Source organism: Cellulomonas sp. ACRRI, from assembly GCF_022346185.1.
GTDB lineage: Bacteria > Actinomycetota > Actinomycetes > Actinomycetales > Cellulomonadaceae > Cellulomonas.
On record NZ_JAKRMS010000005.1, the window covers coordinates 64,814 to 71,945 of the forward strand.

The window sequence follows — 7,132 nt, forward strand, 5'->3', positions numbered from 1 at the left end:
GGGTTGTCGGGACCCGACAACGGGGGACGGCCCGTCTTGACGCAGCCCGGGGCCCTGGACCTACGGTTGCGTAGCCTACGCTGGCGTAGGTTACGACCGGCCCCCGGAGAACGCGGGGGCGCCACCCAGCCGAAGGAGAACCGTGAGCACCAGCGGTCCGCTCACCGACGACGGCCTGGTCCAGCTGCTCACCCCCGCGGGCGAGCGCGTCGACCACCCCGACTACAGCGCCCGGGTCGCGCACCTCGACGCCGACGCCCTGCGCGGCCTGTACCGCGACATGGTGCTCGTGCGGCGCTTCGACACCGAGGCGACGGCGCTGCAGCGGCAGGGCGAGCTCGGCCTGTGGGCGCAGTCCCTCGGGCAGGAGGCCGCGCAGGTCGGCTCCGGCCGCGCGCTGGCCCGGCAGGACTACGTGTTCCCCTCCTACCGGGAGCACGGCGTCGCGCACACCCGCGGCCTGGACCTCACGCAGCTGCTCCAGCTCTTCCGCGGCGTCGACCACGGCGGCTGGGACCCGGAGGAGTTCAACTTCCACCTGTACACCCTGGTGATCGGGTCGCACACCCTGCACGCCACGGGCTACGCGATGGGCGTCCAGCGCGACGGCGCGGTCGGCACGGGCGACCCCGAGCGGGACACCGCGGTCGTCACCTACTTCGGCGACGGCGCGACCGCGCAGGGCGACGTGAACGAGGCGCTGGTGTTCGCCGCCGTGAACAACGCGCCGCTGGTGCTGTTCCTGCAGAACAACCAGTGGGCGATCTCGGAGCCGACGACCCGCCAGGCGCGCGTCCCGCTCGCCGCGCGCGGCCCGGGCTTCGGCGTGCCGAGCGTCCGGGTGGACGGCAACGACGTGCTGGCGACCTACGCCGTGACCGCCGAGGCGCTGGAGCGCGCGCGGACCGGCGGTGGCCCCACCCTGGTCGAGGCGTTCACCTACCGGATGGGCGCCCACACCACCTCCGACGACCCGTCCCGCTACCGGTCGTCGGCGGAGGAGGACTACTGGCGGCAGCGCGACCCGATCGACCGGCTGGAGAAGCACCTCGCCGCGGCCGGCGAGCTGCCCGAGGAGTTCCGGACCGCGCTGGCCGCCGAGGCCGACGCGCTCGGCGAGAAGATCCGGACGTACGTCCGGTCCCTCGGCCGGCCGGCCACCAGCACGATGTTCGACCACGTGTACGCGACGCCCCACTCCGTGGTGGACGCCGAGCGCGCCTGGTTCGAGCGGTACGAGGCCTCGTTCGCGGGAGGGGAGCACCGGTGAGCACGCAGCGGATGACGTTCGCCAAGGCGATCAACACGGGCCTGCGGGCCGCGCTGGAGCGGGACCCGAAGGTCCTGCTGATGGGCGAGGACATCGGCGCGCTCGGCGGCGTGTTCCGGGTGACGGACGGGCTCGCCAAGGACTTCGGCACCGACCGGGTCGTCGACACCCCGCTCGCGGAGTCCGGCATCGTCGGCACCGCGATCGGCCTCGCGCTGCGCGGCTACCGTCCGGTGTGCGAGATCCAGTTCGACGGGTTCATCTTCCCGGCGTTCGACCAGATCACCACCCAGCTGTCGAAGATGCACTACCGGTCCCGCGGCCGGCTGAACCTCCCGGTCGTCATCCGGGTGCCGTTCGGCGGCGGCATCGGCGCGGTCGAGCACCACAGCGAGTCGCCCGAGGTGCTGTTCGCGCACACCGCCGGCCTGCGCGTGGTCAGCCCGTCCGACCCGCAGGACGCGTACACGATGATCCAGCAGGCGGTCGCCTCGCCGGACCCCGTGATGTTCTTCGAGCCCAAGGGCCGGTACTGGGAGAAGGGCGACGTCGACACCGACGCCGACCCGCTCGCCGCCGCCTCCGTCCTGGACGGTGCGCGCGTGCTCCGCCCGGGCACCGACGTCACGCTCGTCGCGCACGGCCCGACCGTCGCCACCGCCCTGCGGGTCGCCGACGCCGCGGCCGCCGAGGGGCGCAGCGTCGAGGTCGTCGACCTGCGGACCATCTCGCCGCTCGACATCACCACGGTGGCCGCATCCGTGCGCCGCACCGGGCGGTGCGTCGTCGTGCACGAGGCCCCGGTGCTCTACGGCACCGGCGCCGAGGTCGCCGCGCGGGTCACCGAGGAGTGCTTCTACCACCTCGAGGCGCCCGTGCTCCGGGTCGGCGGGTTCCACACCCCGTACCCCGTGGCCAAGCTGGAGCACGAGTACCTGCCCGGGCTCGACCGCGTCCTGGACGCCGTCGACCGCGTGCTCGCCTCCTGACCGCCGGGCGCGCCGCGCCGCCCGTTCGGCCCGCGCCCTCGCCGACAACCGCCCGCACCACCCCGAGGAGCACCGACCGTGCCGTCCTTCCAGCAGTTCCGCCTCCCCGACGCGGGCGAGGGCCTCACCGAGGCCGAGATCGCCGCGTGGCACGTCGCCGTGGGCGACACCGTGGCCATCAACCAGACGATCGTGGAGATCGAGACCGCGAAGTCGCTGGTCGACCTGCCCAGCCCGTTCGCGGGCGTGGTGACGCGGCTGCTGGTCGAGGAGGGCACCACCGTCGAGGTCGGCACCCCGATCATCGAGATCGACACCGACCCGACCGGCGAGGCGCCCGCGGACGCCGCCCCGGGCGCGGGCCCCGAGGTGCCGGTGCACGGGCCGACGTCCGACGCGGACCCGGTGCAGGCCGGTGCCCCGGTCGCACGGCACGCGTCGGCCGCCGCCGAGCCCGCGGCCGAGGCCGACGAGCCGGGCGGCGCCGTGCTGGTCGGCTACGGCACGGCCGCCGCGCCGACCGCCCGCCGGGCGCGGTTCACCTCCGCCGAGGGCGACGTCGACGCCGGCGCGGCCGGCCCGGACGCGACCGCCGCGGGTGCCGCCCCGGTGCGGCCCGCCACGGCCGGCCCCGGCGCCTCGCGTGGTGGCGCCGCCGCGCCGGCGCCCGCCGCACCCGCCGCCATGCCCACCGTCCGCCCGGGCGCCGTCCCCACGGGCGAGCCCGCCGCCGTCTCCGGCCGCCGCGCGCTCGCCAAGCCGCCGGTGCGCAAGCTCGCCCGCGACCTCGGCGTCGACCTCGACTCCGTCGTGCCGACCGGGCCGGGCGGCATCGTCACCCGCGAGGACGTCCTCGCGCACCAGGCCGCGGCCGAGGCGCGCGTCCTCGCGACCTACCCCGCCGACGACCAGCCGTGGCTCGCGTCCGGCACCGTGTCGCCCGACGGCCGGCAGACCCGCGTCCCGGTGAAGTCGGTCCGCAAGCGGACCGCCGAGGCGATGGTGACCTCCGCGTTCACGGCCCCGCACGTCACGGTGTTCCAGACCGTCGACGTCACCCGGACCATGAAGCTCGTCCAGCGGCTCCGCCAGGACAAGGAGTTCGCGGACGTCCGCGTCACCCCGCTGCTCATCGCCGCGAAGGCATTGCTGCTCGCCGTGCGCCGGCACCCCGACGTCAACGCGTCCTGGGACGAGGCCGCGCAGGAGATCGTCTACAAGCACTACGTGAACCTGGGCATCGCCGCGGCGACCCCCCGCGGCCTCGTCGTGCCGAACATCAAGGACGCCCACCGGCTCGGCCTGCACGACCTGGCCGAGGGCCTCGCCGCCCTGACGTCCACGGCGCGCGCGGGCAAGGTCACGCCGCGGGACATGTCCGACGGCACGATCACGATCACCAACGTGGGCGTGTTCGGCATCGACACCGGCACCCCGATCCTCAACCCGGGCGAGGCCGCGATCCTCGCCTTCGGGGCGATCCGCGAGCAGCCGTGGGTGCACAAGGGGAAGATCAAGGTCCGCCACGTCACCCAGCTCGCGCTGAGCGTCGACCACCGGCTCGTGGACGGCGCGCTCGGGTCGATGGTGCTCGCCGACGTCGCGGCGGTGCTGGAGGACCCGGCGCAGGCGCTGGTCTGGGGCTGAGGCCCGGGGGCGCGTCGGCCGCGCGACCGTCGCGCGGCCGCGCGCTCAGCCGTCCAGGCGCGCGGCGACGTCCGCCGGGAAGCCGCCCGTGGCGACCGGGCCCCAGCGGGTCGGCGTGACGCGGATCAGGCTCTTGCCCTGCACCCGCATGGCGGCCCGGTACTCGTCCCAGTCCGGGTGCTCGCCCGCGATGCACCGGTAGTAGTCGACCAGCGCGTCCTCCGCCTCCGGCATGTGCAGCACCTCGGCGTCGCCGTCGACCTGGACCCAGGCGTCGTTCCAGTCGTCCGAGAGGACGAGCACGGACACGCGGGGGTCGCGCTCGGCGTTCACCGTCTTGGCGCGGCCGGGGTACGTCGAGATGACGATGCGGCCCTGGTCGTCGACGCCGCCGCTGACCGGGGAGATCTGCGGGCGGCCGTCGCGCCGGGCGGTCGCGAGCAGCAGGTGGTGCCGGGTGCGGACGAAGTCCAGCAGCGCGGGCAGGTCGACGGTCGTGTTCGTCGCGACGGAGCGGGCCATGCCCCGACCCTAGGCCGGGCGGAGGACGCCGCCAGTCCGCGGCGGACGCAGGCTCTGGTCGAGCACGCTCTGAGGCTGTATAACGGAATCTAAGAAATTCGTTATTCGCGGTTAGAGGGCCTCATCGTGGACGCCGCCGCCAATCCCTACACTCCGGGTGCGGGCATGGTCCCGGTCGCCCTCGTCGGGCGGACCGGCGAGATCGAGGCGGTCCGGGCCCTGGCGGATCGTGTCTGGAACGGGTTGGCTTCCCGCAGTCTCATGCTCCACGGACTCCGGGGAGTCGGGAAGACGGTCCTGCTGCGCACCCTGCAACGTGAGCTCGACGCGCGGGAGTGGCTGACGCTGTCGGTCGAGGCGCAGCGCGACAGCGACGCGCGTGGTGTGGCGCGCCAGCACCTCGAGCGTGGGCTGCTTGCCGGGGCGCGGCGGCTCGCCAGCCGATCGGAGCGCGCGGGGGAGAAGCTGAGGACCGCGCTGGGCACGATCAGCTCGTTCAGCCTGTCGGTGGGCGCTGGGGTCAGCCTCGGCATCGACGTGCAGCCGGCTCGGGGCCGGGCCGACTCCGGGCAGCTGGAGTTCGACCTCCCGGAGCTGATCCAGGACATCGCGCCGGTGCTCGACGAACGGCACGTCGGCTTCGCCGTGTTCGTCGACGAGATCCAGGACCTGGAGACGTCCACCCTCACGGCGCTGCTGTCCGCCCAGCACCAGGCAGCGCAGAACCAGTGGCCGTTTTACGTCTTCGGAGCCGGGCTCCCGAGCGTCCCGTCGGTGCTCGCCGAGGCCCGCTCGTACGCCGAGCGCCAGTTCGAATACCGCGAGATCGGCCGCCTCGACGACCCGGACGCGCGGAACGCCTACCTGGATCCCGCCCGGGCCAAGGGGGCCGGGCTCACGACGGACGCGATCGACCGACTCGTGCGCGTGTCCGGTGGCTATCCCTACTTCATCCAGGAGTTCGGCCACCAGGCGTGGCAGATCGCACCGGGGCCGACCATGATCACGGGCGACGACGCGCGGCTCGCCGCGGACGCCGGGCTGGACGCGCTCGACTCCGGCTTCTTCCGCGCTCGTTGGCAGCGTGCCACGAAGGCGGAGCAGCGCTTCATGCGGGCGATGGCGGTCGACGAGGACGCGCCGAGCACCCTGACGGCGCTGGTCGACCGCCTCGACAAGCGGAAGCCCTCGGACCTGTCCGTGGCGCGACGGGATCTGATCGCGAAGGGCCTCATCTACGCGTCGGCGCGAGGAGAGCTCGCGTTCACCGTCCCCCACATGGCCTCGTACATCAACCGCCGGCACCTGGACGACTGACGTCCGCCGTGGGCGCGGCCCCTCAGGCGGCCGCGCCCGCCTCGCGCAGCAGGTCGACGGTCAGCGGCGCGAGCGGCAGCAGCGCGGCCTCGGCCGGCGTCACCCACACCGCCTCCGCGATCTCGGCGGTCGGCACGGCGCCGGTCACCCCGTCGACGGCGAACACGTGCGCCTCGAGCCGGTGCCCCGGCTCGTTCGCGGCCGGGGCGTCCCGGCGGCCGAGGTCCCGGACCAGGGCCGGGTCGACGACCACCGCGAGCTCCTCGCCGATCTCCCGGACCACCGCGGCGCGCGGGTCCTCGCCGGGCTCGATCTTGCCGCCGGCCTGCATGTAGGCGGCGGTGTCCCGCTTGCGGACGAGGAGCCACCGGCCCGCGTCGTCGACGATGACCGCCGCGGCGATCCGGAGGGTGGGCTGCACGTCGGTCACGTCCCTCATCCTGCCCCAACCCCCGGTGCGGGCAGCGCCGACGTCCACGCCTCGCCGCAGAGCACCAGGCTGTCCAGCAGCCGCACGCCGCAGTGCGCGGCCGCGTCGGCGACGGCCTCCGCCGTCCGCGCGTCGACCGGGTGCGGCTGGGGGTCGTCCTGCTCGTGCCGGTGGGCGAGCGCCAGCGTCACGCCCCCGCGCCGCAGCGTCTCGGCCAGCACCTCCCGCACCGCGGGCGGGGCCGCGTGCGCGGACGCGGCCGGCACGACCACGGCGCCGAGCAGCCGGGCGGCCCGGTCCCCGACGACGGCCACGACCCGCCCGTCCGCCGGTCCGGTGAGCAGCGGGGCCGCGAGCCGCGCGACGTCGGCCGGCGTGCGCACGGTCGCCCGCCGGTCGGTCGACGTGCCGAACCGGCGGGCCAGCGCGAGGCCGGCGACGACGCGGGTCGCCTTGGCGGGACCGACGCCGGGGGAGCGCAGCAGGGCCGGCGGGTCGGCGTGCGCGAGGCCCGTCAGGCCGCCGTGCGCCAGGAGCAGGTCGCGGGCGGTGTCGAGCGCGCTGGACCCGCGGCGGCCCGACCCCAGCAGCAGGGCGACGAGCTCGACGTCGGAGAGCGCGTCGGCGCCCAGGCGCAGCATCCGCTCCCGGGGCCGCTGGTCCGGGTCGAGGTCGGCGAGCATCGGGGTCCTCACCTCCTCGACCCTAGGGGCGGCACCCGGCGCCGCTCCGGTTGTCCACAGGCCGGGTTCCGCGCGGCCGGCCGGCCCGGCGTGCCGCCTACGGCTTCCGGCCCGGCCGCCCGCGATCGGCGTCGGCGTCGCCGGAAGGCGTGGGCGGCGTCGCAGCGGGTGATCCGCGCCACCCGCGGCGCGGCGGACGTCGGCCCCGGGTGATGATGGAGGCGTGATCCCCTCCGAGCGCCCGACCGTCGCCCCCGCCGCGCCGCGGGTGATC

General features: G+C 75.3%; 7 protein-coding genes. 4 read left to right on the forward strand and 3 right to left on the reverse strand.

The genetic code is table 11. The features are described 5' to 3' along the window. Positions 1-142 precede the first annotated feature (142 nt). From pdhA to MHY85_RS02630, 3 genes are all read left to right on the forward strand, one after another. Complete coding sequence (pdhA, locus tag MHY85_RS02620; RefSeq protein WP_239192793.1) at positions 143-1,270, forward strand: pyruvate dehydrogenase (acetyl-transferring) E1 component subunit alpha; 1,128 nt, start codon at positions 143-145, stop codon at positions 1,268-1,270. Positions 1,271-1,281: 11 nt separating this feature from the next. Further along, on the forward strand, positions 1,282-2,259 hold the full coding sequence (locus tag MHY85_RS02625) for an alpha-ketoacid dehydrogenase subunit beta (protein ID WP_239192845.1): 978 nt from the start codon (positions 1,282-1,284) through the stop codon (positions 2,257-2,259). Between the two features lie 78 nt (positions 2,260-2,337). Beyond that, positions 2,338-3,906, forward strand: coding sequence for a dihydrolipoamide acetyltransferase family protein (locus MHY85_RS02630; RefSeq protein ID WP_239192795.1), 1,569 nt, complete (start codon positions 2,338-2,340; stop codon positions 3,904-3,906). A gap of 45 nt (positions 3,907-3,951) precedes the next feature. On the opposite strand, the gene MHY85_RS02635 is transcribed toward MHY85_RS02630, so the two are convergent. Beyond that, a complete protein-coding gene (locus tag MHY85_RS02635) occupies positions 3,952-4,428 on the reverse strand; it encodes a PPOX class F420-dependent oxidoreductase (RefSeq protein WP_239192803.1) in 477 nt (158 codons plus the stop codon). Positions 4,429-4,554: 126 nt separating this feature from the next. Here MHY85_RS02635 and MHY85_RS02640 point away from each other — a divergent pair, with 126 nt between their 5' ends. Continuing rightward, entirely contained in the window at positions 4,555-5,745 is a 1,191-nt protein-coding gene (locus MHY85_RS02640) for an ATP-binding protein (protein ID WP_239192806.1), read from the forward strand. Positions 5,746-5,767: 22 nt separating this feature from the next. Here the strand turns inward: MHY85_RS02640 and MHY85_RS02645 are convergent, their stop codons facing one another. Beyond that, entirely contained in the window at positions 5,768-6,175 is a 408-nt protein-coding gene (locus MHY85_RS02645; protein WP_308191300.1) for an NUDIX domain-containing protein, read from the reverse strand. Positions 6,176-6,180: 5 nt separating this feature from the next. Beyond that, positions 6,181-6,870, reverse strand: coding sequence for a UPF0758 domain-containing protein (locus MHY85_RS02650; protein ID WP_239192809.1), 690 nt, complete (start codon positions 6,868-6,870; stop codon positions 6,181-6,183). Between the last annotated feature and the right edge of the window lie 262 nt (positions 6,871-7,132).

Excerpts from the sequence above, each read along its gene's own strand:
- MHY85_RS02625 (WP_239192845.1), top strand. The coding sequence starts at position 1,282 with ATGACGTTCGCCAAGGCGATCAACACGGGCCTGCGGGCCGCGCTGGAG.
- MHY85_RS02635 (WP_239192803.1), bottom strand. The coding sequence starts at position 4,428 with ATGGCCCGCTCCGTCGCGACGAACACGACCGTCGACCTGCCCGCGCTG.